Origin of the sequence: Lentzea albidocapillata, assembly GCF_000719115.1 — a bacterium.
GTDB lineage: Bacteria > Actinomycetota > Actinomycetes > Mycobacteriales > Pseudonocardiaceae > Lentzea > Lentzea albidocapillata.
The window spans coordinates 583,954-606,052 of sequence record NZ_JOEA01000014.1 but is presented as its reverse complement, the minus strand read 5'-3'; the positions used below and the strand labels follow the sequence as shown (position 1 = coordinate 606,052).

Here is a 22,099-nt window from a genome sequence, read left to right as displayed (position 1 = left end):
AACTGCGGTGCGTGCGCACTATCGCGCGGTTGCGAGAAGAACGATATTTCACCGATGGCACAGTGTCTTCAGCCTTCGGATGACTAGGCCGTCAACTTCCGTCGCATGGGGACGATCGGTTCCATCGGCCATGAAACCAGTTCCACCCGGAGGCCTTCGCGCAACGCGTTCTCGGCCAGCCAGTGGTCCACGTCGCCGCGATAGGCGCTCGCGGGCCTCGGCCAGCGGGCCAGCCACTCGCCGAACGCCGCGTTGAACGCGATCGGGCCGCCCGGCGGGCGCACGCCGAGGACGAGCACGGGGTCCTCTCCGGTGGCCAGAGAGGCGGCGATGTCGTACGTGCCACCGAAGAGGATCCGCTCCGCTCCCAACTCACGGGCTTTGTCCGCCACCCCGAAGAACGCTGACCCACGCCCGTGAGCGCGCACCACCAGCTGGTGCGCACCGAAGTCGGTGTCGAGGAACTCGTCGGCGTACGTGCCGTCGTCGGCCAGCACCAGCACGTTCGTGCCGCCGGGGAGTGCCCCGGCCTGCCCAGGATGCGTGATGCCGATGACGGTGATGCCCACACCGTTCATTCTGCTCGCCGAGTGTTAACCCGTTGCGGCGCTTGCGTTAAACAAGTTTCGGAAGCACCTCGGCGCCGAAGAGGCGGATCGTCTCGACGACCGATTCGTGCGGCATGCCGCCGATGTCCACCATCACCAGGTGCGTGTCGATCGACAGGTGCTCCGCCAGCGCGTTCAGCCGTGCCGCCACCTCCTCCGGCGTCCCGCACACCGCCGCACCGTCCATGATCGCGTCGGCGTCGATGTCGCCGTTCCCCCGCCACGGGTCCGCGAACCGCGCGTACTCGGCGAGGTGCGGCCGCCAGCGCTCCCGCGCGTCCTCCCGCGCCACGAAGACGTGACTGGGCACGCCGACGCGTCCGGCGGGGAAGCGCTCGCGGTACCGCTGGACCACTTCGAGGTAGATCGACGGATCGCGCAACGTCGACGGCAGCATCAGTGGCATCTCCAGTTCGGCGCCCAGGTCCGCCGACACCGCCGACCCTGACCCGATCCACACCGTCGGCCGTGGCGTCTGCACCGGCCGCGGCGTCGTCGTCACGTCGCTCAGCTGACCGCGGAACCGCCCGTCCCAGCTCACCGACGGCTCCTGAAGCAGCTTGAGGAGCAACCGCAGGTGCTCCTCGAACCGCGCCCGCAACTCGCCCGGCTGCACGCCGAACGCCGCGTCGGTCTGCTGGTCCACCCCACGCGCCACGATGAGCTCGGCCCGCCCGTTCGACAGCACGTCCAGCGTCGCCAGCGACTCGGCCACCAGCACCGGGTCGCGGTGGGCCAGCAGCGTCACGCCGGTCGAGAGCCGCAGGGTGCTCGTCCGCGCCGCCACCGCCGCCAGCAGCAGTTCGGGCGCGGACACGATGTAGCGGGTGAAGTGGTGCTCGCCGATCGCGACGCCCGTGAACCCCGACTCCTCGGCGACCACCGCCTGCTCGACCATCGCCCGCAGCCGGTCGGCCTGGGGGACCTCCTGCCCGGTGCACGGGTTGGGCAGGTGGTCACCCAGGATCAGGAGGTAGACGTCCATGCGCGCCATTTTCCATCTTCCGGGGCAAGATGGTTGACATGGTCACTAACAATGAGGCCGAGAGCCGCTACGAGGTCCACGTCGACGGCAAGCTCGCCGGCTTCCTGGAGTACCGCGACGTCGCCGGCGTCCTCGCGTTCGTGCACACCGAGGTCGACGAGGCCTACGCCGGTCAGGGCCTCGGAGCCCAGCTCGCGAAGTACGCGCTGGACGACGTCATGGCGAGGGATGTCAAGATTTCCCCGCTGTGCCCGTTTGTCGCGAAGTACATCGACAAGCACCCGGAATACCGTGTTACCGTCCGGTAGATAGTTGCGAGCGCTAACAATGAGGTGGGCGTAGCGTGTGGAGTGAGCCGGGCGCGTTCGAGGTCGCACCAGGTGTGCACCGGATTCCGCTGCCGCTGCCGAACGACGGCCTGCGCGCGGTCAACGTCTACGCGATCGAGGACGGCGACGGCCTGGTCATGGTCGACTCGGGCTGGGCGCTGGACGAGGCGCGCGACCAGCTCGAAGCGGCCCTGGGCACCCTGAACAAGGGCTTCGAGGACATCAAGCGGTTCCTCATCACGCACGTGCACCGAGACCACTTCACGATGGCCGTGTCGCTGCGCAGGACGTTCGGCAGCAAGATCGGGCTGGGGCTGGGCGAACAGCCGTCGCTGCGGCACATGCTGCACGGCCAGGACGACCAGCACGTCGACGACCTGCGCAAGTGGGGCGCGAGCGAGCTGGCCGAGACGTGGATCAAGATCATGCACCACGTCGACCGGGGCGAGGCGCTGCGTGACTACGAGGAGCCCGACGAGTGGCTCGTCCGCAGCACCGTCGGCCTCGAGCACCGCGAGCTGGAGATCGTCCCGACGCCCGGCCACACCCGCGGTCACGTCGTGTTCGTCGACCACACCGCGAAGGTGCTGTTCTCCGGCGACCACGTGCTCCCGCACATCACGCCGTCGATCGGCTTCGAGCCGCTGCGGCCCGAACTGCCGCTGGGCGACTACATGACGTCGCTGCGGCTCACCCGGCAGCTGCCGGACCTCAAGCTGCTGCCCGCGCACGGCCCCGTGACCGACAGCTCGCACGCCCGCGTCGACGAGCTGCTGCAGTTCCACGAGCAGCGCCTGGAGGAGATCCTCAGAGCTGTCTCGGGCAGCGCGTTCGAGACCGCCCGCAAGATCGGCTGGACGCGCCGCCAGCGCCGGTTCGACGATCTCGACATGTTCAACCAGGTGCTGGCCATCGGTGAGACGGCCGCGCACCTCGACGTTCTGGTCGAACGTGGCGAATTGACCCGAACCTCGAACGCCGGCGTGCTCGAATACCACGCGTGACACCGCGCGAACTGGCCGCCTGGACCTGGAAGATGCCCCGCAGGGGCAGAGGCTTCTGGTTCTCGCTGGCGATCGACGTCCTGTGGCCCGTGGTCGTGCTGTTCGTGCGGCTCAGGGTGCGCGGCAAGCAGCACGTGCCGGGCAACGGCGGCGTGATCCTCGCGTTCAACCACCTGTCCAACGCGGACACCGTGGCGGCCGTGGTGTTCGCGCTGATGTCGAACCGGGTGCCGCGCGTGCTCGCGAAGGCCTCCCTGTGGCGCATGCCGGTCTTCGGCTGGGTCATGCGCTCCGGAGGTCACATCCCGGTCGAACGCGGCACGGTGAAGGCCTCAGAGGCGCTCAGGCCCGCTGTCGAGGCGCTGCGCGACGGCGCGTGCGTGATGGTGTTCCCCGAGGGCACCTTCACCGACGATCCGGAGAACTGGCCGATGAAGGGCAAGTCCGGTGTCGCGCGGATGGCGCTGGAGTCCCGCGTGCCGGTCGTCCCCGTCGCCGAGTGGGGCACGCAGGACCTGCTGCCCAGGGGCAAGATCCTGCCGAGGTTGCTGCCGCGCAAGAAGATCGAGGTGGTCGCGGGCGCTCCGGTCGACCTCTCCGACCTGTACGACCGCGAACTCACCGCCGAAGTGCTGGCCGAGGCCACCCGGCGGGTCATGGCGGCCATCACGACGATGCTGTCAGGCATACGTTCGGCTCAGGCGGGTAGCCAGAGTGCATGAGCACGCGAGAGGAATTCGAGTTGCGCAGGGAGCGCCGTCCCGGTGGGTCGGGGATCTGGGCGCCGGTCGTTCCTGAGCCGCGCGAGCCCCAGGAGTGGGTCGTGCAGGCCGACGAGGAACCTGTGATCGTGCGGAGCGTGGACTGAGCGTCTACGACACCTAGACGCGTCTAGACACCATAGACGCGTCTAGCTACGGTAGACGGCATGACTCTGGACGAGGAACTGCTGGTGGCGGCACGGAAGGCGGGCACCGCGTCCGCCGCCGCCCAGAACCAGGCCGACATCGCCAAGGCCGTCTACCACCACACCGTGCTGCGGCTGCACCGTGCCGGTGGGTCGATGCGCGAGATCGCGGAGGCGCTGCAGATCAGCCACCAGCGCGTGCATCAGATCGTGGAGCAGTCCAAGCGGACCGAACGGTGCTGGTTCTGCGGGCGTGGCGCCGGCGACGTCGGCAAGCTGATGGCCGGACCGGCCGCGCTGATCTGCGACCTGTGCGTCGCCGAGGCCCGGACCGGCGAGACCGGCGACTGCTCGTTCTGCAGTGAGACCAAGCCCGTCCACGAGGGGACGGACGCCAGGATCTGCCGTTCCTGCCTGGACTTCAGCGCCGCCGTGATCAGCGGGGCAGCTTCACTACGGTGACGAAGAAGTCGTCGATCTGGCGGACGACCTCGATGAACCTGTCGAAGTCCACCGGCTTGGTCACGTACGCGTTGGCGTAGAGGCTGTAGCTGCGCAGGATGTCCTCCTCGGCCTCCGAGGTCGTCAGCACGACGACGGGGATCGAGCGCAGCTCGGGGTCGTTCTTCACCTCGCTCAGCACCTCGCGGCCGTCCTTGCGGGGCAGGTTGAGGTCGAGCAGGATCAGGCCCGGCCGCGGCGCGTCCTCGTACTGGCCCTCGCGGCGCAGGAACTCCAGCGCCTCCACGCCGTCCTTCACCACGTGCAGAACGTTGCGGATCTTGTGGTGCTCGAACGCCTCCTGCGTCATCAGCGCGTCGCCCGGGTCGTCCTCCACGAGCAGAACGTCGATCACGTTCAGGTGTGCTTCAGTCATGCGGTTACCTCAACCAGGTCTTCTGCGGCGACGGGCAGGGTGAACTCGAACTCGGTGCCGGAGTCCACATCGGTCTTCAGCCAGATGGTGCCACCGTGGTACTCGACGATCTTGCGGCACATCGCCAGGCCGATCCCGGTGCCCGGATAGGCGTCCTTCGGGTGCAGGCGCTGGAAGATGACGAAGATCCGTTCGCTGTACTCCGGCTCGATCCCGATGCCGTTGTCCTGGACGGAGAACTTCCACAGTTCGCCGTCGCGTTCGGCGCCGATCGTGATCCTCGGGGCCGACGGCCCCTTGAACTTCAGCGCATTGCTTATCAGGTTCTGGAAGACCGCGCTGAGCAGAGTCGGCTCACCTCGCACGGAGGGCAGCTCGCCCACGACGATGGTGGCGCCGGTCTCCTCGACGCGATCGGAGAAGTTCCCGACGACCTGGCTGACCAGCTCGTCCAGGTCGATCATGGTGCGTTCGCGGGTGATCCGGCCGACGCGGGAGAACGCCAGCAGGTCGTTGATCAGGCCCTGCATGCGTTTCGCGCCGTCCACGGCGAACTCGATGTACTGGTCGGCGCGCTCGTCGAGCTGGCCGCCGTACCGCCGTTGCAGCAGCTGGCAGAACGACGCGACCTTGCGCAGCGGTTCCTGCAGGTCGTGCGAGGCCACGTAGGCGAACTGCTCCAGCTCGGCGTTCGAGCTCTGCAGCTCGGCCGATCGCTGGTCCAGCAACGCGAGCTCCTGCACGATCCGGCGGCGCATGGCGTTCACGTCCTCGCCGAGCATCACGGTCTCGAGTGGACCGTCCGCGTCGATCTCGTGCTCGAAGTCGCCGGACGCCACCTGCCGGGTGTGCGCGGCGAGGTTCGCCAGCGGCGCGACCAGCAGGCGGTGCAACAACACCGACAGCCCGCCGATCGCCACAACCAGCAGCACGCCCATGCCGATCACCAGCCACAGCACGACGTTCGTCACGTCGTCCAGGTCCTCGCGAGCCTGCCGGGCGAGCCCGCCGATGTCGGTGCGCAGCGCCGACACCTCGGCGCGGAGCTGGTCGAACAGCACTTTGCCGCGCTCGATGTCCCCCGCGGTGCCGGGGCCGGTCTGCTTGATCCCGGCGACCGTCGGGTCCGCGTACTCCGAACGCCATTGCCGCGCGAGGTCCTCGATGCGGTTCACCCGGCCGTTGACGTCGCTGACGAGGTCGCGCACGCTTCCGGCGGCCTCGGTCTCGGCCTTCTGGCCGTCGAGGTACGGCGTGAGGAAGTCCTCCTGGCCGGTGAGGACGAACCCGCGCACGCCGGTCTCCTGGTCCAGCAGCGAGCGGTTCAGTTCGTTCACGAGGCGCCCGGCGGGCTCGATCCGGTCGACCGACTGCGCCCGCCTGTCGCTCAGCGCGTCGAGGGCGACGACCGTGGACGAGATCGCCACCGCGGTCATGGCCAGCAGGATCGCCACGATGACGCCCAGCAGCCTGCTCGCCGGAAGCCTTTGCGGCAGGTTCACTTGCCGTCCTTCAGCAGCAGGACGGCCACGTCGTCGTCAAGTGGCCCGCCGTTCAGCTCCGTCACCTCCGCGATGACCGAGTCCATCCAGTCGGAGCCGTCCCGCAGATGCCTGGCCAGGATCTCGCAGAGGCGCTCGACACCGAGCCGGTCGACGTCGTCAGGTACCCGGCCCTCGATCAGTCCATCCGTGTAGCAGGCGAGGGACCAGCCGGACGGCAGCGGCACGTCCACCCCGGTCCACGCGTAGTCGGGCAGCACGCCGAGCGGCACACCGATCTTCGACGGCGGCAGGTCCACGATCTGCCTGCCGACCATCAGCAGCGGCTCGGGGTGCCCGGCGAGGAAGTAGCGCGCCGAGCGGCGGTCCGGCGCCACGGTGACCATGCACGCCGTGGTGAAGATGCCCTCACCGTGCCGTTCCGCGACCAGCACCTGGTCGAGCGTCCGCAGCACCTTCTCCGCCGGTGCCCCGGAGAGGACCAGCGCGCGCCACGCGATCCGCAGGCAGACGCCCAGCGCGGCCTCGTCCGGGCCGTGGCCGCAGACGTCGCCGATGATCGCGTGCACGGTGCCGTCCGGCAGGCCGACCGCGTCGTAGAAGTCGCCGCCGAGCAGCATCCGCTGGCCGCCGGGCTGGTAGCGGACCTCCAGGTTCACGTCCGAGTTCTGCAGCAGCGCGGGAGGCAGCAGACCGCGTTCGAGCCTGCTCCGTTCGGCCGCCAGGAGCTTGGCCTCGCGCAGCTGGAACTGGGCGTGGTCGGCGCGGCGGCGTTCGACCGCGTACCGGACGCCGCGCAGCAGCAGTTCGCCGTCGACCTTGCCCTTGATCAGGAAGTCCTCGGCGCCTGCGGCGACCGCGGAGATGCCCTCACGTTCGTCGTCGTGCCCGGTCAGCACCAGGATCGCCGGCGCGTCCGGTTTGGCCAGCAGCCGGTGCAGGCCGTCGAGCCCCTGTGAGTCGGGTAGTCCCAGGTCGAGCAGCACGCACTCGGCGTCGGGGAGCAGGCTTTCCGCCTCCGCGAGCGTGTGGGCGCGCGCCAGGATGAAAGGCGCGCTCGCTTCTTCGAGCAGCGCCTCGACCAGGAGGGCGTCGCCATCGTCGTCCTCGACCAGGAGGACGCGCACTGTCTTCGTTCGCATCAGGTCGGACTTTAACGTTATTCGGGTGCGCCGCTCGCGTCCGACCTACCAGGATTGCGGACGTGTTGATCCGTCTCGCCCAACCAGCCGAACTGCCGTACCTCCAGGAGATCGAGAACGCCTCCGGAGAACCGTTTCGCGACATCGGGATGCCCGAGATCGCCGACGACGCCCCGATGGCCCTGGCGGACCTCGCCGAGAACGAGGTCTGGGTCGCCATCGGCGCGGAAGGCGTGCCCGTCGCGTTCATCGCGGTCGGTGACGTCGACGGCGCGACGCACGTCCACCAGGTCAGCGTGCACCCCTCGCACGCGCGCCAGGGGATCGGCGCCGCGCTGATCGAGCACGTCGCCCGCTCCGAGCGCGCTGTGACGCTGACGGCGTTCCGCGACGTGCCGTGGAACGCGCCGTACTACGAGCGCCTCGGGTTCCGCGCCGTGGCGGACGCTTCGCCCGGCCTGGCCGGGATCATGCGCGAGGAGGCCTCACGGGGCCTCGATCCCGCGACCCGTGTCGCGATGATCCTTCTCCCAGCGCAGGTACGAGCCTGAGGCCATCGAGAGACTGCTGAGCAGCCACACGAGGACACCCGCGTCGTCGGTCACCCCGATCACCGGAAGGAACTCCGGCAGGACGTCGATCGGCGACACGAGGTAGAGCAGCGCCACCGCCCACATCATGACCTGGCTGCGCGGCAGCTCCGGGTACTTGCCGCCCCGCCAGGTCTTCCACAGCCGCGGCAACGCCTTCGCGCGCGCGATCGGGTTCCCGACCGGGCCGGGACCGTTCTGCGCGCGCTTGCGGCGGTTGCGCAGCACACCCAGCCCCGCGAACACCAGCCCGAGCGGGATCAGCACCCAGCCGACGACCGCCGGGCTGAGCCCGCCCATCGGGGCGTTGCGGAACAACAGGATCAGCAGACCCGACAGCGAGATGAACGATCCGAAGACGACCATCTGGCTCCCTAGTGGTGTGGTCGCGGCACTAGCTCGGCTCCTGGAAGAGCATCGACGGAATGGCTTTGTGCGGCTGCCTCTGCTGGGCGGGCTCGGGTTCCCTGAGCTCGATCGCAGGTTCGGGTTCCTCGGCGGGAACCTCTTCGACCACAGGCTTGCGCACGGCCTTCACCGGAGGCGTGAAGGGCTGGTCCAGAGCAGCGCGCGCCGCGGAGATCCAGACCCTCTGCATGGCCTCGTCCTTGCTGCCGGCCGAGGTGGCCGCGAGTCCGGAGAGGACACCGCGGATGCGCGGAACCAGAGCCTGATGACGCCGGATCGCCTGCCACACCGCGTGATCACCCGGTAGCCGGGCGGACACGAGCCGCGTGACCTGAGCGCGCAGCTCCTCTGTGGACAGATCGAGCCAGCGCTCGACCGCTGACGGGCCTATCGCCACGTAGCCAGCCTTCCCCGAACTTCTGCGAAAATCCCTGCGAAACGACAACTGCCCCCACAGGATCTCACGGATCCCGCGGGGGCAGTGGGCTGGTGTCGCGAAACGTCAGGAAGCAACGACTTCGAGCAGGGTCTTCCCGTTCTCGTCGACGATGCGGAACGTCGCGATCTCGTGCCACCGCATGGCCACGTTCGCGGCCAGCTTGATGGTCTTCTTGTCGCCTGCCACCGGTTCCGGGGCGTACCAGGACGTGACCTGCGCCACGCGGCCCGCGCGGCCCACGGCGACGAGCGAACCCCTGCTGGGGCCGGACATGCCGGTGACCTCGATGTCCATCGCGGTCCCCGACGGGGTGTCGGACGCGGTGATCTTCGTGCCGACGCCGCTGTTCGGGTCCTGGTGCCTGACCTCCATCGACGTGTCGTTGGAGTTGTTCGCCACCCTCGTCTGCGACGTCGAGGTGCCGGGGTTCTGGGGCGCTGCCTGGTTCGAGCCGTCGTTGCCACCGCGCACGACCAGAGTCGTGACCACCGCGGTCACCGCCACGACGCCGGCGGCGGCGGCCGCGACGCCCTGGGCGACGAACCACCGTCGGCGCTTCCTGCGCGCCGCGACGGCGTCGAGCATGACCCGCACCGACTTGCCGTCGGGGCGTTCCGGAGCCGTTCCGCGCAGCATCCCGCCGGCGTCGGCCTCGTCGATGAGGTCCGGCACCACCGCGAAGTCGCGCAGGTCAAGAGCACACCGCCGACACTCGGTCAGGTGGTTCTCGAACGCCTCCACCTCATCGGCATCGAGGATGCCGAGTACGTAGGCGGCGACGTCGAGGTGATCTGGTGCCGTTGTCACCGCGTCTCTCCCCGATCGTGCAACGCACGCCGCAACGCACGGAGCGCGTAGTACACCCTCGACTTGACCGTTCCCGGCGGCACACCCAGTGCAGCCGCGGCCTCACCGACAGTGCGGTCCCGCAGATATGTCTCGAGAATAGCCTCCCTGTGTTCCTCGGAGAGACCGTTCATCGCCTCCGCCACGACGATCGCCGCGAGGGTGCGATCCTCTTCGCCACGCGAGGGCGACTCGTCCGAAGGGGTCAGTTCGAACTCCTGCGGACGGACGCTTCTCTTACGTCTGTCGTCAATGACCAACCGCCTTGCCACCGTGAACAACCACGACCGCAAGAGCACGGGGTCACGCTCGAGTTTCTCGGCATTGCGCCATGCCCTTACCAGGGTTTCCTGCACGATGTCCTCGGCCCACTGACGATCATGGCCCGTCAACCTCATGCAGTGTCCCAGCAGGGCACTCCCGAATTCCTCGTACAGCCGACGGATCAACTCTTCCTCGAGAGACCCCGGTCTTGGTGATTGTTCGTCTAACTCACGTTGACGTCTATGCCGCGCCACGGGGGACATCCTTGCCCCATCAAGCGGCGGAAGTCGAGAGGCAAATATTCCTCACGAAGTTCGTGAACCGTTGCCGGATCGTGTCCGTACTACTCGGTACCAAAGCCGAGAGAGGACCTGCTGATGCGACCTGCCCTAGCCGTCATCGCGGTTGCGGCACTGGCGCTGTCCGCCTGCGCGCCGACAGCCGGCCCGGTTCCGGAGAAGGAGCAGAAAGATGCCGCGAACAGCGTGCCGGACGCGAAGTCGATGATCGCGATCGTGGAGTCTCCGCAGAACGGCTGGTACCTGATGAACGGGGACGGACTCACCATGTACCGGTTCGACGACGACGAGCCGAAGCTGCGGAGATCCAGCTGCAACGGCGAGTGTGCGGTGAGGTGGCGGCCCGTGCCCGCGGACGTCCTGCCCATGACAGCCGGTGTGGACCCGCTGGTGCTCGGCACGCTGATCAGGTCGGATCGCACCAGGCAGCTCACCATCGGCGGGTTCCCGCAGTACACCTTCGCCGAGGACAAGGCGCCCGGCGACATGAAGGGCCAGGGCAGCGGCGGCAAGTGGTTCGCGACCGGCCCGACCGGACAGAAGGCCTCGCCCGCGGCGGGCATGCCCGGTGTGCCGGGCAAGAGCGAGTAGGACGACCATCCACGATGAACAACAGAGCCCTTTTCACTGTCATCGCCACGCTGTGCCTGGTGCTGGGAGGTCCCTCCGCCGCACTGGCCCAGCCGCAGGAGAACAACCCGACCGTGGACACTCCCACCGGCCCGTTCTCGCAGGCCGACCGCGACCTGATCATCAAGGTGAAGCAGGCGGGGTTGTGGGAGATGCCGATGGGCGAGCTGGCCCAGACGAACGCGCAGAGCGATCGCGTGAAGGTCGTCGGCCGCCAGCTGATGCTCGACCACATGATGCTGGACCAGGCGGCGAACAAGCTCGCCGCGGACTTCGGCATGCCACTGCCCGGCCTGCCCACGCCGGGGCAACAGACCTGGATGAAAGAGCTGGAAGGACTGACCGGCGCCGAGTTCGACCGCAGATGGGCCGACCGGCTGCGCTCCGCACACGGCCAGGTGTTCCAGTTCATCGCCGTCGTCCGCTCGAACACGGCCAACGACCTCATCAGGCCGTTCGCGCAGATATCGAGCTCGGTCGTGATGAAGCACATGACCCTGTTGGAGAGTACCGGAATGGTGAGCGACGTCGGTCGCGCGCTTCCGGTTCCCGCGACAGGCATCGTCAGCGCATCCGTCGACACCTCGCAGGGCGGCCCGGGGATGCTCGTGGCGCTCGTGGTGTCGTTCGCGGGTATCGCGACCACGATCGCCGTTCTCCGGGCACTCCGTCCGCGACGGCTGGCGACGTGACCTCCAGGCCTGATGCACAACCCCCAACTCGGTGAGGAGGTGAGGCCAGGAACCAAGGCACTCCAACGCGGACCTGTTCCCCACCCGCCCGGCCCCGGCCTCTGTCCACTCCTGCACGTCGAGACCGGGCGGGTTCCCGCGACAACGCTCGCCATGGCCGTGATTTCCGGAGGACCGATTGTTCAGCCAGACTCCGCTCCTGGTGGCGCAGATCTCCGAGTTCGACTCGGGGATCAAGAAGATGACCCAGATCTCCGCCAGGCTGGCTTACGTACTGATGTGCGCGACGCTCTTCTGGGGCGTCCTGATCGCGACGGGGTGGGCCGAGAAGCTCACAGGCAGGGAAGGCCTGAAGAACGGGCACATGGTGCTCGCTACTCTCGCGATCGCGTTCGGCGGGCTGCACGGGGTCGCCTTCACGCTGCTGAGGTTCGACACACCCGAGTTCCCCGTGTTCAACTTCGTGAGGCTCGTGATACCGATTGTCGACGGCGGACTCTTCCGCCACGGTCTCGGTATCCTCGGACTGGAGATGATGGTGGCCATCGCCATCACCGCGAGCCTGCGCCACCGCCTCTTCTACCGGAAGTGGCTGCGGCTGCACCAGATCGCGTACGTCGCGGTGACACTGACCGTGGTGCACTCCTGGTTCGGCGCCATCGCGAACGACAACCTGTCGATTCTGTGGCTCGCGGGCCTCACCGTCCTCGTTCCCACGGTGACCGTCGCAGTGGCGCGGTTCATGCCGCCGGCGATGCTGATTCGGATCGGCATGCTGGAGCCGGAGCGCGGCAAGGAACCCGGTGTCGGCGAGGGCGACGCGATGGACGTGAGCGTCAACAACGAGAAGTGCCACCGCTACGGCACCTGCCAGGCGGAGGCCCCGGATGTTTTCCAGTTGATCGAAGACAACCGCCTGACCTACAACCGACGCCCGCCCGAGGAGCACTTCGCTCAGGCCAGGTCGGCAGCCCGCGCGTGCCCGATGCGCGCGATCGAGATCAGGGAGCGAGTGAAGTGAGCGAACGGATCGTGGTCGTCGGCGGTGGACTCGGTGGAGTCCGTTCCGCGGAACGGCTGCGGGAGATGGGTTTCGACGGGCAGATCACCATCCTGTCCGCCGAGCGGCACCTCCCGTACCACCGCCCATGCCTGTCGAAGCAGATCATCACCGGTGAGTGGACCCCGGACGACTCGTTGCTGTCGTTCTCGGGTGACCTCGACGCCGAGTGGCGGCTGAACTCCCCGGCACTGCACCTGGACCCCCAGAAGCAGTCCGTCTGGGTGCCCGGCGGCGAGGAGATCAAGTACGACGGCATGATCATCGCCACCGGCGTCGACGCCAGGGCGATGGGCGGGGCTCCGCGCCACGACCCGCGGGTGCACGTGCTGCGGACGCTGGACGACGCGGTCGCGATCCGCAGGAACATCCGTCAGTCGCAGGGCCTCGTCGCCGTCATCGGCGGAGGGTTCATCGGCTGCGAGCTCGCGTGTTCGATCCGTCACATGGGCCGCGACGTCGCCCTGATCGTGCGCTCGCCCGCGTTGCTGGGCGGTGTTGTCGGTGACGACATCGGCAAGAAGATCACCGAGGCGCACGTCGAGCACGGCGTGCGCCTGGCCACCGGCGTCGGCATCAAGCACTGGGTGCGCCAGCCGGGCGGCATCGGCATTCACCTTTCGGACGGCCAGGTCTTCTTCGCCTCGTGCGTCGTGCTGGCCGTCGGCGCCTCCCCGGCCGTCGACTGGCTGCGCGGCTCCGGCCTCGACATCTCCGACGGCGTGCTGTGCGACTCCACGAACCACGTGGTCGGCGCCGAGAACCTCGTCGCCTGCGGTGACGTGGCCCGCTGGCCCAACATGCGCTTCAACGGCGTCGTGCGCAGGGTCGAGCACTGGCTCAACGCCGTCGAGGGAGGCCGCGCCGCGGCCGAGAACCTCCTGGTGGGCCGCAACCACGCCAAGACCTACACCCCGGTCCCGCGTTTCTGGACCGAGCAGTACGGCATGCGCGTGCAGGGCGCGGGCCTGCCCGTCTTGGGCACCGACACCACCGACGTGAACGGACTCACCGGTTTCATCGCCAACGGCAAGCTCGTCGGCATCGTGGGCCTGGAATCGCCGGGCAAGATCATCACCGAGACCCCGGAACTCTTCCGGCAGAACACGGTCGAGACGAACGTTCCAGTGTGGACGCAACCGGAGCCCGCTGCGGCCGAGGCACCGGAAGTCCTCCCGACCACCATGATCCCTGTTCCCGAACCGGTCGCCGCCCACGCATCATCCGTTCCCCCGTCCGTCTCGTCGTCGATGTCGCCGCCATTGCAGCGGCGGAGGCATTCGCGATCGAGGCCGGAGATGGTGCGAGTGGGCGGAGGACGCGCGAGGCCCTAACCAGGTAGTGGAGGATTTCAGGTTGCCGGTACAGGGCAAGCGGGAACGGCGAACTCCGACGTCGCCCGCGTGGCCAGGTGGCGGACCGATGACGTCACGCGGCGATGCGCTCGTTCCCGCGCCGGCAGCCTGAACCTTCCTCTCGCGCGTCACCAACGGTGTGGCGGCTCGGAGGGCTCCCGAGTCGCCACACCGGCCTATTTCTGGGGCATGTCACGTTCCAGCGGGGTGGTCGCCGATGCGGTCACGTCACCTTGCGAGGGTGGTCCCTCAGGCAGTACCGGGCCGGTGCCGGTCATCGCCGCCTTCGCCTGCCGCGCGACACAAGCTCGGCCCTACGGGGCGGTGATCACCTGGCCCGCCCACGACAGCCCGCCACCGAAGGCGAACAGCAGGACGGGCCGGCCGGACGGAAGTTCCCCGCGCTCGGCCATCTTGGACAAAGCCAGAGGTACCGAGGCGGCGGAGGTGTTGCCGGACTCCACGACGTCGCGCGCGATCACCACGTCGTCCCGCAGGCCGAGTCGCTTCGTCATCGCCTCGATGATCCGCAGGTTGGCCTGGTGCGTGACGACGGCGGCGAGGTCGGTGACCTCGATGCCTGCTCGTGCGCAGGCCTGTGCGGCGATGGCGGGGAGTTCGCTGGTGGCCCAGCGGAAGACGGCCTGGCCTTCCTGTGCGAAGCGCGGCTGCCAGTCGTCGACGAGGCGGACGGCGTTGGCGCGCGTCGGGTCCGAGCCCCAGGTGGCCGGGCCGATCTGGGCTTCCGGGGAGGCGCTGACCACGGCCGCTCCGGCGCCGTCGCCGAGCAGGATGCAGGAGGAGCGGTCGGTCCAGTCGACGAGGTCGGACATCTTCTCGGCGCCGATCACCAGGGCGTGCTGGGCGGCACCGGCCCGGATGGTGTGGTCGGCCGTGGCGAGGGCTGTGCAGAAGCCGGCGCAGGCGTTGTTCAGGTCGAAGACGACCGCAGAGGGGATCGACAGGCGCGCTGCCACCCTGGCCGCGGTCGAGGGGCTGCGGTCGATGGCCGAGCAGGTCGCGACGATGACCTGGCCGATGTCGGACGGGGCCAGGCCGGAGGCGGCCAGTGCCTTCGCGCCCGCTTCGGAGGCCATGTCGGCCACGGTTTCCGTCGGAGCCGCGATGCGGCGGGTGGAGATGCCGGTGCGCTGGCGGATCCACTCGTCGTTGGTGTCCACCATCTTTTCCAGGTCGGCGTTGGTCAGCACTCGTTCGGGCTGGTGGTGGCCGAGCGCGACGACACGGGATCCGGACAAGGTGAACTCTCCTTCGGCCAGGGCGACCCGGCGAATATAGCAACCGATCGGTCGGTAGCTAAAGAGACGTAAACTACAAAGATGAGCCCGCGCAGATCTGTCGCCGACACCCTGGAGACACGGCAGCGCATCCTCGACCGGAGCCTCGCCATCGCCTCCGCGGAGGGGCTCGAAGGGCTGACGATCGGCCGGTTGGCGGCGGAGCTGGGGATGAGCAAGGCCGGGCTGCTCGGGCACTTCGGCACCAAGGAGGCCCTGCAACTCGCGGTGGTCGACCAGGCCGCGGAGGTCTTCCTGCGGGAGGTGCCGCGCAAGGTGAAGCAGATGCCGTCCGGGCTGCCGCGCCTGATCGACGTCTGCGAGGCCTGGGTGTCCTACCTCGAACGCGAGGTGCTGCCCGGCGGATGCTTCTTCACCGCCGCCACGGCCGAGTTCGACGGGCGCAGCGGGCGGGTGCGGGACGCGCTGGCCGGCATGAACGCGTTGTGGCGCAGGGATCTGCGGATCCACATCCGGCGTGCGGTGAGCGACGGAGAACTGAAGCCGGACACGGACGTCGAGCAGCTGATCTACGAGATCCTCGGGGTCATGCTGGCGCTCAACCACTTCCTGCAGCTGGAGCACGACAGCGCGGCGCCGCGCCGGGCCCGTCAGGCGTTGAAGCGGTTGCTCACGAAGTGATTCACGATCTCGGCGATCTCTGCCGGTCGTTCGGACACCATGCCGTGCGTCGCGTCGATCTCGTGCACCCGCACGTTCGGGGGCAGGTCGCGGCGCAGTCCCGCGCGGTGGGCGTCCATCAACGGCAGGAGATCGGGCGGCACCGGCAGGTTGCGGGTGGCGAGCACCAGCAGGAACGGGCCCGCCACCTTCACGAAGATCGGCAGGGCGTCCAGGAACTCGGGTGACGTCCGCAGGACCGACGTGATCGAGCGGTCCGGCCGCGCGACCATCTCCAGCTGGGCGGTGAACATCGCGTTCAGCCGCGCCAGGCCCTCGGTCACCGCGTCCTCGGCAAGTCCCGCGTAGTTCGCCGGATCCGTGGTGGCGGAACGATGTCCGTCCAGACTCACCGCCGCCGGGCACGACGGATGCCGCAACGTCCACATGCCCGCAAGGATGCCGCCCAGCGAATGTCCGACGACGACGGGATCTTCCAGTCCGAAGTGGACAGCGGTGTCGTCCAGGTCGTCGAGCACCGCCTCCCAGTCCCACGGGCCGTCACCGGATTCGCCGTGCCCACGCAGGTCGACCGCCACCGCGCGCCCGTCCAGTCGCGGTGCGAGCGCCTGCCAGACGGACCGGTCGCCACCCAGGCCGTGCAGCAGCAGGAACGGCTGTCCGTCGCCGCCGAAGTCGGTCGCCGCGAGCTTCACTGTTCTCTCCTCAGGCCGAGACGGGCGCGGATCGAGTCGACGGTGACGCCGCCGTCGGGGTGGCGCAGCAACTTGTTGCGGTTCACGAGGTCGTGCACGCCCTGGCGGGTGATGCCGAGCATCGCCCCGGCTACGCCGAGGGAGACGTGGTCCCTGCTCGGATGGCCGGCGCGGCGTGCGGCGACGCGGCCCAGCGGTGTCGCCCACCAGCTCTCGGGCGGGTCGAACGGGGTGTCGCCGGGGTAGAGCACGGACATCAGGCGGATGGCCACCTGCCGGGCGAGAGCGTCGTCGGGCCCGAGCAGCTGGGCCGCCCACATCTCGGCGTCGGCCCCCACGGAGGACCGCAGGCCGGCTAGATCGGCCTGCGGCATAAGGATTTCCAGCGGGTCGAGCAGCCGGCTCGTGACGAGCCGGATCAGGTCGTCGCGCAGGTCCACGTGTTCCGAGGTGGTCGCCACTTGACAGACGATAGCAAGTACTTGACGTCTGCTGTCAAGTAGTGGGGAGCATTGCCTCCAGCACGTGAACGAGGACGGCGCGCGAGTCCGCGCCCTTGACGACCACCTGCCGCAGGGCCAGTCCGATTCCCAGTGCTCCGATCATGACGACGAGTTGTGGCAACGGCATCGTGGGTTCAAGTCCCAGGCGCTGCAGGTGCTCGGCCAGCAGGGCGACGACCTGGTCGTCGTGACGTTGCTGGAGGGCGGCGATCTGAGCCGCGATCTCGGGCTGCTGCGCCGTCGCGGCGAGCACCTCGGCGGCGACCGTGGTCCACTTCGCAGCCTCTTCGTCCGTCACGCCGCTGAGAATCGCGATCACGTCGTCGCGGCAGGCTGCTTGTTTGAGTGCGCTGCGCAGGCCCTGCAGATGGGTTCCCGCGTCAGCCTCGACGATCGCCAGCCAGAGTCCTTCCTTGCCGCCGAAGTGCTTGTAGACCGCGCCGCGGGTGTAGCCGGCCTCGGCGGCGATCTCCTCGACCGTCGCCCCGAGGAAACCTCGGCGCAGGAACACCTCGTGGCCGGCGCGCAGCAGGTGCTCATGGGTCCGTACCTGCTGTTCGGCCCGTGTCAGCCTGATCATCACTCGCCCATTCAGTAACACATCGTTTCTGGAAACGTCGTGTCACTGTACAGTCGGGCACATGGACCTCCTGTTCGGCGTGGCCGCGTTGGGGAGCGTGCCGCTCACCCTGGCCGGATTCACCTGGTACGCCGTGCGGGCCCGCCGCACCGGCAGCGGGCAGTCGCTCATGGCGCCGTTCGAGGAGATCTGGGATCCGGTCGTGCACAGGACGAACGTCGAGGTCCACGCGCAGGCCCGGCGTACCCCGCAGGCCCCCTCGCCAGGCGACCCTCCTAACCCGTGAGCAGGTGGGTCGTTTCAGCGCAGGACGAGTTTCCGTTGAACTCGTTGCGCGTGCGTCCGGTATGTGGTTGGTGGTTACGATCGGGAGCTGTGGAGTTCCGGGTGCTCGGGCCGGTCGAGTGTTACGCCGACGACGGCGCGCGGCTGAGCCTTGGGCCGCCCAAACAACGAGCGGTGCTGGCGTTGCTCCTCGCGCAGCCCGGCCGGGTGCTGTCGGTCGACCGGCTGATCAGCGTGCTGTGGGACGACGCGCCGCCCAAGACGGCGCTGAAGAACCTCCAGGTCTACGTCTACCAGCTGCGCAAGATCGTCGGCTCGCGGCTGCTCTCGCGGGCGCCCGGCTACCTGATGTCGATCGACCCGGCCGAGCTCGACCTCACCCGGTTCGCCGAGCTGCTCGAGGTCGCCCGCAGGGAACGCACGCCGCGCGGTTACCGCGAGGCGCTCGCGTTGTGGCGCGGGCCCGCCCTCGCCGATCTCGCCGCGTCCGGCCTGTTGCGTGGAGTCGTCGCGCAGCTGGAGGAGCTGCGGCTGGCCGCGCGGGTCGAGTGCGCCGAGGCGGAGCTCGACCTCGGCCGGCACGTCGAGATCGTCGCGGACCTGAACGAGTGGGTGCGCGAACACCCGTTGAACGAACGCCTGCGCGAGCAGCAGATGGTCGCGCTGCACCGCGCGGGGCGTCCGGCCGAGGCGCTGGCGGCCTACCAGGAGTGCCGGCGGGTGCTCACCGACGAGCTCGGTGTCGAGCCGGGGGAGTCGCTGAGGCGGCTGCAGGCCGAGCTCCTGCGCGCGAAACCCGTTGGGGCGGCGGCGATCCGTCAGCTGCCACCGGACGTGGTCACCTTCGCCGGCCGCGGCCGCGAGCTGAACCTGATCAAGGCACCGCCGCGGCAGGACCGGGTCGCGGTGTGTGTGATCACCGGGCAGGCGGGCGTCGGCAAGTCGGCGCTCGCGGTGCGGGCGGCGCACGAGATCGCGGCGAGGTTCCCGGACGGCCAGCTCTACGCCGACCTCTCCGACGGTGCCTCGGACCGGATTCTGAGCCAGTTCCTGCGCGCGCTCGGCGAGCGGCCCGGCGACGAGGAGGCCCTGCGCTACCGCTCGCTCACCGCGTCGCGCCGGCTGCTCGTGGTGCTGGACAACGTCGCCACCGCGGGCCAGATCACCCGCCTGCTGCCGACCGGTCCCGGCTCGGCCGTGCTGATCACGTCCCGACGCCCGCTCACCGCGCTGTACGGTGCCTCGTACGTGAAACTAGGCGCGCTGCAACTGGAGGATGCGTACCGGCTGCTGGAGGGCGTCGCCGGTGAGGTCTCGGACGCGGCGGAACTCGTGCGCCGGTGCGGCGGACTGCCGCTGGCCCTGCGCATCGCGGGCGCCCGGCTCGCCGCCCGTCCACAGTGGACCGCACCGCTGCTGGCGGCGCGGCTGGCGGACGAGGCGCACCGCCTCGACGAGCTGAGGCTCGGTGACGTCGCGGTCCGCTCGGCGTTCGAGGTCAGCTACGCCGAGCTGGGATCTCCCGACGTGGCAAGGGTGTTCCGGTTGATCGGACTGCTCGACGGCCCCGACTTCGCGGTCGCCGCGGCACGGGCCCTGACCGACGTGCCGGACGTCGAGGACCTGCTCGCCGAACTGGCCGGCGCGCACCTGGTCGAGGAACCGGTGCCCGGCCGGTTCGCGTTGCACGACCTGCTGCGCCTCTTCGCGCGCGAACGCTGCCGCGCCTCGGAGTCGGCCGAAGAACGCTCACTCGCACTGGAACGCCTGCACAAGCACTACCTGGAAGCGCTCGCGGACAACCCGGCCGACCTCTGGCTGGCCGAGGAGCGCGACAACCTGATCGCCGCCGCGCACCAGGCTTCGCCGGCCGACGCGATCGCGTTCGCCGCGGGCCTGTCCTGGTACTTCCGCCGCCGGTCCGAGGTGGCGGACTGGTGCGCGCTGAACACGCTCGCCCTGGAGGCCGCCCGCTCACTGGGCGACCTCCGCGCGGAAGCGTTGGTGCTGAAGGAACTCGGCGCCGCCTGCGAGCGCGGCTTCAAGTTCGGTGAGGCCCAGCGGCACTGGACGGCGGCACTGGCCCTGGCCCGCGAGCTGCACGACCGCCAGCTCGAAGCCGTGACCCTCAACAACCTCGGCATCACCCACTGGCGCCGCCGGAACCTGCCCGCCGCACTGACCTCGCTGGAGGCGTCGCTGAAGTTGCGCGAGGAACTGGACGACTCGCAGGGCGCGGCCTACGTGCGCACCAACCTGGGTCTGGTGCACGCCGCGCTGGGCGACCTCCCGGCCGCGCTGGTCTGCTACGAGGAGACGCTGACGACGTTGCGCGCGTGCGGCGACAGGTCCGGCGAGCTGCACGCGCTGGCGAACATGGCCGACGCCCACCGCCAGCTCGGCTCCCTGGACCGGGCGCTGGAGCTGGCGGAGGAGACGCTGGGCCTCGCGCGATCGGTGGGGGACAGGCAGATCGAGGCGGGCGTGCTGCTGGACCGCGGCATCGTGCACGAGCTGGCCGGGCGGGGTGCGCAGGCGCGTGCCTCCTACACCGAGGCGGTGGAGTTGTCGCGTCGCATCGGGTTCCGGTGGGGTGAGGCGGAGGCGTCGCGGAAGCTGGCCGGGCTGGACGGTTAGAGGCGGGTTCGTGCTCCGAACGGCCTAGGGCGTGTCCCGTAAGTCCGTTCGACTATCGCGGACGAGACTTACGGGACACGCCCTAGGCCTCGGGGATCTCGACCACGACGTGCGTCGACTTGATCGAGGCCACGGCGACGCTGCCGACCTCCAGGCCGAGCTCGTCCGCGGACTCACGGCTCATCAGAGACGTGACGCGGAAGGGCCCGGCCTGCATGTCGACCTGGGCCATCACCCCGTCCTTGACGACGCGGGTGACGATGCCCTTCATGCGGTTGCGCGCCGAGGCCGCCACGGTCGCACCGGGCTCGGCCACGTCGGTCATCTTCTGCGCGAACGCGGCGAGTTCGGTCCCGCTGACGCCCTTGCGCCCGTTGTCCAGGACGACGGACGCGAGACGGCCCTGGTCGATCCACCGGCGCAGGGTGTCGTCACTGACCCCGAGCAGCGCGGCGGCCTCGCTGATCCGCAAGTTCGGCACGGGCGGAAGTGTATATCCGCGTTCGCGGAGTCAGGAGTGCCCGGCGATGCGGTGTGGCTGGTAGCCCGACTCCAGTTGCGCCGCCTCGTCGTCGGTCAGCTCGAAGTCCAGCGCCGCCACCGCGTCGTCGAGCTGCGCGGGCTTGGTGATGCCGACGATCGGTGCCGTGACAACGGGATTGCGCCGTAGCCAGGCCAGCGCGACCTGTGCGCGCGAGACGCTGCGGGCGGTGGCGATGGCGGCGACCTGGTCGACGATCGCCCGGTCCGACTCCAGGTACAGGGTGGACCCGAACTCGTCGGTCTCGGTGCGCGCGGTCGTCGCGTCCCAGTCGCGGACCAGGCGGCCGCGGGCCAGTGGGCTCCACGGGATGACGGCGATGCCCTGGTCCGCGCAGAACGGCAGCATCTCGCGTTCCTCCTCGCGGTAGAGGAGGTTGTAGTGGTTCTGCATCGACACGAACTTCGTCCAGCCGTTCTCGCGTTGCGTGAACAACGCCTTGGCGAACTGCCACGCGTACATGGACGACGCACCGATGTAGCGCGCCTTGCCGGACTTCACGACGTCGTGCAGCGCCTCGAGTGTCTCTTCGAGAGGGACGGTGCCGTCGAAGCGGTGGATCTGGTACAGGTCCACGTAGTCCGTGCCGAGCCTGCGCAACGAGTTGTCGATCTCGGCGAGGATCGACTTCCGCGACAGCCCGGAACCGTTGGGGCCTTCGTGCATCCGGTAGTGCACCTTGGTGGCCAGCACGATCTCCTCACGCCGTGCGAAGTCACGCAGTGCGGCGCCGGTGATCTCCTCCGAGGAACCGGCCGAGTACATGTTCGCGGTGTCGAAGAAGTTGATGCCGGCGTCGAGCGCGGCCTTGATGAACGGCCGGGAATCCTCCTCAGGCAACGACCACGGGTGGCCGCCCCGCTTCGGATCTCCGTAGCTCATCATGCCGAGACAGATCTCGGACACGTCCATGCCGGCGAGCTTGGTGTAGCGCATGGGTCAGCCCCTCAGGAAAACGACGATCACGGTCGGGTGATGGTG

The 22,099-nt window shown here is 69.0% G+C and carries 28 protein-coding genes; 13 read left to right on the top strand and 15 right to left on the bottom strand.

Features of this window, described 5'->3' with window-relative positions; translation table 11 throughout:
- Positions 1–83: 83 nt before the first annotated feature.
- Together IG04_RS0124480 and IG04_RS0124475 are read right to left on the bottom strand one after the other, a co-directional pair.
- Positions 84–569, bottom strand: coding sequence for a hypothetical protein (locus IG04_RS0124480; protein ID WP_030479043.1), 486 nt, complete (start codon positions 567–569; stop codon positions 84–86).
- Between the two features lie 46 nt (positions 570–615).
- On the bottom strand, positions 616–1,593 hold the full coding sequence (locus IG04_RS0124475; protein ID WP_051770565.1) for an LLM class flavin-dependent oxidoreductase: 978 nt from the start codon (positions 1,591–1,593) through the stop codon (positions 616–618).
- Positions 1,594–1,631: 38 nt separating this feature from the next.
- Here IG04_RS0124475 and IG04_RS0124470 point away from each other — a divergent pair, with 38 nt between their 5' ends.
- The 5 genes from IG04_RS0124470 to IG04_RS0124450 are packed head-to-tail and all read left to right on the top strand — an operon-like array spanning position 1,632 to position 4,295.
- The gene (locus IG04_RS0124470; protein ID WP_036015738.1) at positions 1,632–1,901 is read left to right on the top strand and encodes a GNAT family N-acetyltransferase; all 270 of its coding nucleotides are present in this window, start codon (positions 1,632–1,634) and stop codon (positions 1,899–1,901) included.
- Between the two features lie 35 nt (positions 1,902–1,936).
- Entirely contained in the window at positions 1,937–2,926 is a 990-nt protein-coding gene (locus IG04_RS0124465) for an MBL fold metallo-hydrolase (protein WP_030479040.1), read from the top strand.
- Complete coding sequence (locus IG04_RS0124460; protein WP_245816060.1) at positions 2,923–3,648, top strand: lysophospholipid acyltransferase family protein; 726 nt, start codon at positions 2,923–2,925, stop codon at positions 3,646–3,648. The genes IG04_RS0124465 and IG04_RS0124460 overlap by 4 nt, the downstream gene beginning before the upstream one ends.
- Positions 3,645–3,794: a hypothetical protein gene (locus IG04_RS46665; protein WP_157512986.1), complete on the top strand. Its 150-nt coding sequence runs from the start codon at positions 3,645–3,647 to the stop codon at positions 3,792–3,794. The genes IG04_RS0124460 and IG04_RS46665 overlap by 4 nt, the downstream gene beginning before the upstream one ends.
- A gap of 60 nt (positions 3,795–3,854) precedes the next feature.
- Positions 3,855–4,295: a ClpX C4-type zinc finger protein gene (locus tag IG04_RS0124450; protein WP_030479038.1), complete on the top strand. Its 441-nt coding sequence runs from the start codon at positions 3,855–3,857 to the stop codon at positions 4,293–4,295.
- Here the strand turns inward: IG04_RS0124450 and IG04_RS0124445 are convergent.
- The 3 genes from IG04_RS0124445 to IG04_RS0124435 are packed head-to-tail and all read right to left on the bottom strand — an operon-like array spanning position 4,270 to position 7,354.
- Positions 4,270–4,710, bottom strand: a complete 441-nt coding sequence (locus IG04_RS0124445; protein ID WP_030479037.1) for a response regulator — start codon at positions 4,708–4,710, stop codon at positions 4,270–4,272. The genes IG04_RS0124450 and IG04_RS0124445 overlap by 26 nt on opposite strands.
- On the bottom strand, positions 4,707–6,212 hold the full coding sequence (locus IG04_RS0124440; protein ID WP_030479036.1) for a sensor histidine kinase: 1,506 nt from the start codon (positions 6,210–6,212) through the stop codon (positions 4,707–4,709). The genes IG04_RS0124445 and IG04_RS0124440 overlap by 4 nt, the downstream gene beginning before the upstream one ends.
- The gene (locus IG04_RS0124435) at positions 6,209–7,354 is read right to left on the bottom strand and encodes a PP2C family protein-serine/threonine phosphatase (RefSeq protein ID WP_030479035.1); all 1,146 of its coding nucleotides are present in this window, start codon (positions 7,352–7,354) and stop codon (positions 6,209–6,211) included. The genes IG04_RS0124440 and IG04_RS0124435 overlap by 4 nt, the downstream gene beginning before the upstream one ends.
- A gap of 65 nt (positions 7,355–7,419) precedes the next feature.
- Here IG04_RS0124435 and IG04_RS0124430 point away from each other — a divergent pair, with 65 nt between their 5' ends.
- Entirely contained in the window at positions 7,420–7,905 is a 486-nt protein-coding gene (locus IG04_RS0124430) for a GNAT family N-acetyltransferase (RefSeq protein ID WP_211257810.1), read from the top strand.
- On the opposite strand, the gene IG04_RS0124425 is transcribed toward IG04_RS0124430, so the two are convergent.
- The 4 genes from IG04_RS0124425 to IG04_RS0124410 form a co-directional block, all read right to left on the bottom strand.
- Positions 7,840–8,310, bottom strand: coding sequence for a YkvA family protein (locus IG04_RS0124425; RefSeq protein WP_030479033.1), 471 nt, complete (start codon positions 8,308–8,310; stop codon positions 7,840–7,842). The genes IG04_RS0124430 and IG04_RS0124425 overlap by 66 nt on opposite strands.
- A 28-nt stretch (positions 8,311–8,338) precedes the next feature.
- Positions 8,339–8,749: a hypothetical protein gene (locus IG04_RS0124420; RefSeq protein WP_030479032.1), complete on the bottom strand. Its 411-nt coding sequence runs from the start codon at positions 8,747–8,749 to the stop codon at positions 8,339–8,341.
- 105 nt (positions 8,750–8,854) lie between these two features.
- The gene (locus tag IG04_RS0124415) at positions 8,855–9,598 is read right to left on the bottom strand and encodes an anti-sigma factor family protein (protein WP_030479031.1); all 744 of its coding nucleotides are present in this window, start codon (positions 9,596–9,598) and stop codon (positions 8,855–8,857) included.
- Entirely contained in the window at positions 9,595–10,164 is a 570-nt protein-coding gene (locus IG04_RS0124410; protein WP_030479030.1) for a sigma-70 family RNA polymerase sigma factor, read from the bottom strand. Before IG04_RS0124410 ends, IG04_RS0124415 begins: the two co-directional genes overlap by 4 nt.
- A gap of 114 nt (positions 10,165–10,278) precedes the next feature.
- Between IG04_RS0124410 and IG04_RS42855 the strand changes: the two genes are divergently transcribed.
- The 4 genes from IG04_RS42855 to IG04_RS0124390 all read left to right on the top strand — a co-directional run bounded on the left by IG04_RS42855 (position 10,279) and on the right by IG04_RS0124390 (position 13,916).
- On the top strand, positions 10,279–10,791 hold the full coding sequence (locus tag IG04_RS42855) for a hypothetical protein (protein ID WP_051770561.1): 513 nt from the start codon (positions 10,279–10,281) through the stop codon (positions 10,789–10,791).
- A gap of 14 nt (positions 10,792–10,805) precedes the next feature.
- Positions 10,806–11,522, top strand: a complete 717-nt coding sequence (locus IG04_RS0124400) for a DUF4142 domain-containing protein (RefSeq protein ID WP_051770559.1) — start codon at positions 10,806–10,808, stop codon at positions 11,520–11,522.
- A gap of 178 nt (positions 11,523–11,700) precedes the next feature.
- A complete protein-coding gene (locus tag IG04_RS0124395) occupies positions 11,701–12,543 on the top strand; it encodes a ferric reductase-like transmembrane domain-containing protein (RefSeq protein WP_030479028.1) in 843 nt (280 codons plus the stop codon).
- Entirely contained in the window at positions 12,540–13,916 is a 1,377-nt protein-coding gene (locus tag IG04_RS0124390) for an NAD(P)/FAD-dependent oxidoreductase (protein WP_051770558.1), read from the top strand. Before IG04_RS0124395 ends, IG04_RS0124390 begins: the two co-directional genes overlap by 4 nt.
- A 335-nt stretch (positions 13,917–14,251) precedes the next feature.
- On the opposite strand, the gene IG04_RS0124385 is transcribed toward IG04_RS0124390, so the two are convergent.
- A complete protein-coding gene (locus tag IG04_RS0124385) occupies positions 14,252–15,196 on the bottom strand; it encodes a beta-ketoacyl-ACP synthase III (RefSeq protein WP_030479026.1) in 945 nt (314 codons plus the stop codon).
- Positions 15,197–15,277: 81 nt separating this feature from the next.
- On the opposite strand from IG04_RS0124385, the gene IG04_RS0124380 reads away from it, so the two are divergent.
- On the top strand, positions 15,278–15,877 hold the full coding sequence (locus IG04_RS0124380; protein WP_030479025.1) for a TetR/AcrR family transcriptional regulator: 600 nt from the start codon (positions 15,278–15,280) through the stop codon (positions 15,875–15,877).
- On the opposite strand, the gene IG04_RS0124375 is transcribed toward IG04_RS0124380, so the two are convergent.
- The 3 genes from IG04_RS0124375 to IG04_RS0124365 are packed head-to-tail and all read right to left on the bottom strand — an operon-like array spanning position 15,847 to position 17,655.
- A complete protein-coding gene (locus IG04_RS0124375) occupies positions 15,847–16,572 on the bottom strand; it encodes an alpha/beta fold hydrolase (protein WP_030479024.1) in 726 nt (241 codons plus the stop codon). The genes IG04_RS0124380 and IG04_RS0124375 overlap by 31 nt on opposite strands.
- On the bottom strand, positions 16,569–17,033 hold the full coding sequence (locus tag IG04_RS47720) for a hypothetical protein (RefSeq protein ID WP_030479023.1): 465 nt from the start codon (positions 17,031–17,033) through the stop codon (positions 16,569–16,571). Before IG04_RS47720 ends, IG04_RS0124375 begins: the two co-directional genes overlap by 4 nt.
- A 34-nt stretch (positions 17,034–17,067) precedes the next feature.
- Positions 17,068–17,655, bottom strand: a complete 588-nt coding sequence (locus IG04_RS0124365; RefSeq protein WP_030479022.1) for a TetR/AcrR family transcriptional regulator — start codon at positions 17,653–17,655, stop codon at positions 17,068–17,070.
- A gap of 61 nt (positions 17,656–17,716) precedes the next feature.
- On the opposite strand from IG04_RS0124365, the gene IG04_RS42850 reads away from it, so the two are divergent.
- Entirely contained in the window at positions 17,717–17,941 is a 225-nt protein-coding gene (locus tag IG04_RS42850; protein ID WP_036015559.1) for a hypothetical protein, read from the top strand.
- Between the two features lie 89 nt (positions 17,942–18,030).
- A complete protein-coding gene (locus tag IG04_RS42845; RefSeq protein ID WP_036015556.1) occupies positions 18,031–20,577 on the top strand; it encodes an AfsR/SARP family transcriptional regulator in 2,547 nt (848 codons plus the stop codon).
- An 82-nt stretch (positions 20,578–20,659) separates the two neighbouring features.
- On the opposite strand, the gene IG04_RS0124350 is transcribed toward IG04_RS42845, so the two are convergent.
- Together IG04_RS0124350 and IG04_RS0124345 are read right to left on the bottom strand one after the other, a co-directional pair.
- On the bottom strand, positions 20,660–21,058 hold the full coding sequence (locus IG04_RS0124350) for a TOBE domain-containing protein (protein ID WP_030479020.1): 399 nt from the start codon (positions 21,056–21,058) through the stop codon (positions 20,660–20,662).
- 30 nt (positions 21,059–21,088) lie between these two features.
- Positions 21,089–22,054 carry an aldo/keto reductase gene (locus IG04_RS0124345; protein ID WP_030479019.1) on the bottom strand — a complete coding sequence of 322 codons (966 nt, stop codon included), beginning with the start codon at positions 22,052–22,054 and terminating at the stop codon, positions 21,089–21,091.
- Positions 22,055–22,099: the final 45 nt, after the last annotated feature.

Bases quoted from the DNA above. Each gene is read 5' to 3' on its own strand.
- IG04_RS0124345 (WP_030479019.1), bottom strand. From the start codon at position 22,054: ATGCGCTACACCAAGCTCGCCGGCATGGACGTGTCCGAGATCTGTCTC.
- IG04_RS0124410 (WP_030479030.1), bottom strand. From the start codon at position 10,164: ATGTCCCCCGTGGCGCGGCATAGACGTCAACGTGAGTTAGACGAACAA.
- IG04_RS0124425 (WP_030479033.1), bottom strand. From the start codon at position 8,310: ATGGTCGTCTTCGGATCGTTCATCTCGCTGTCGGGTCTGCTGATCCTG.
- IG04_RS0124435 (WP_030479035.1), bottom strand. From the start codon at position 7,354: ATGCGAACGAAGACAGTGCGCGTCCTCCTGGTCGAGGACGACGATGGC.
- IG04_RS0124445 (WP_030479037.1), bottom strand. From the start codon at position 4,710: ATGACTGAAGCACACCTGAACGTGATCGACGTTCTGCTCGTGGAGGAC.
- IG04_RS0124450 (WP_030479038.1), top strand. From the start codon at position 3,855: ATGACTCTGGACGAGGAACTGCTGGTGGCGGCACGGAAGGCGGGCACC.
- IG04_RS0124400 (WP_051770559.1), top strand. From the start codon at position 10,806: ATGAACAACAGAGCCCTTTTCACTGTCATCGCCACGCTGTGCCTGGTG.
- IG04_RS46665 (WP_157512986.1), top strand. From the start codon at position 3,645: ATGAGCACGCGAGAGGAATTCGAGTTGCGCAGGGAGCGCCGTCCCGGT.
- IG04_RS0124475 (WP_051770565.1), bottom strand. From the start codon at position 1,593: ATGGACGTCTACCTCCTGATCCTGGGTGACCACCTGCCCAACCCGTGC.
- IG04_RS0124470 (WP_036015738.1), top strand. From the start codon at position 1,632: ATGGTCACTAACAATGAGGCCGAGAGCCGCTACGAGGTCCACGTCGAC.
- IG04_RS0124365 (WP_030479022.1), bottom strand. From the start codon at position 17,655: ATGATCAGGCTGACACGGGCCGAACAGCAGGTACGGACCCATGAGCAC.
- IG04_RS42855 (WP_051770561.1), top strand. From the start codon at position 10,279: ATGCGACCTGCCCTAGCCGTCATCGCGGTTGCGGCACTGGCGCTGTCC.
- IG04_RS0124380 (WP_030479025.1), top strand. From the start codon at position 15,278: ATGAGCCCGCGCAGATCTGTCGCCGACACCCTGGAGACACGGCAGCGC.
- IG04_RS42850 (WP_036015559.1), top strand. From the start codon at position 17,717: ATGGACCTCCTGTTCGGCGTGGCCGCGTTGGGGAGCGTGCCGCTCACC.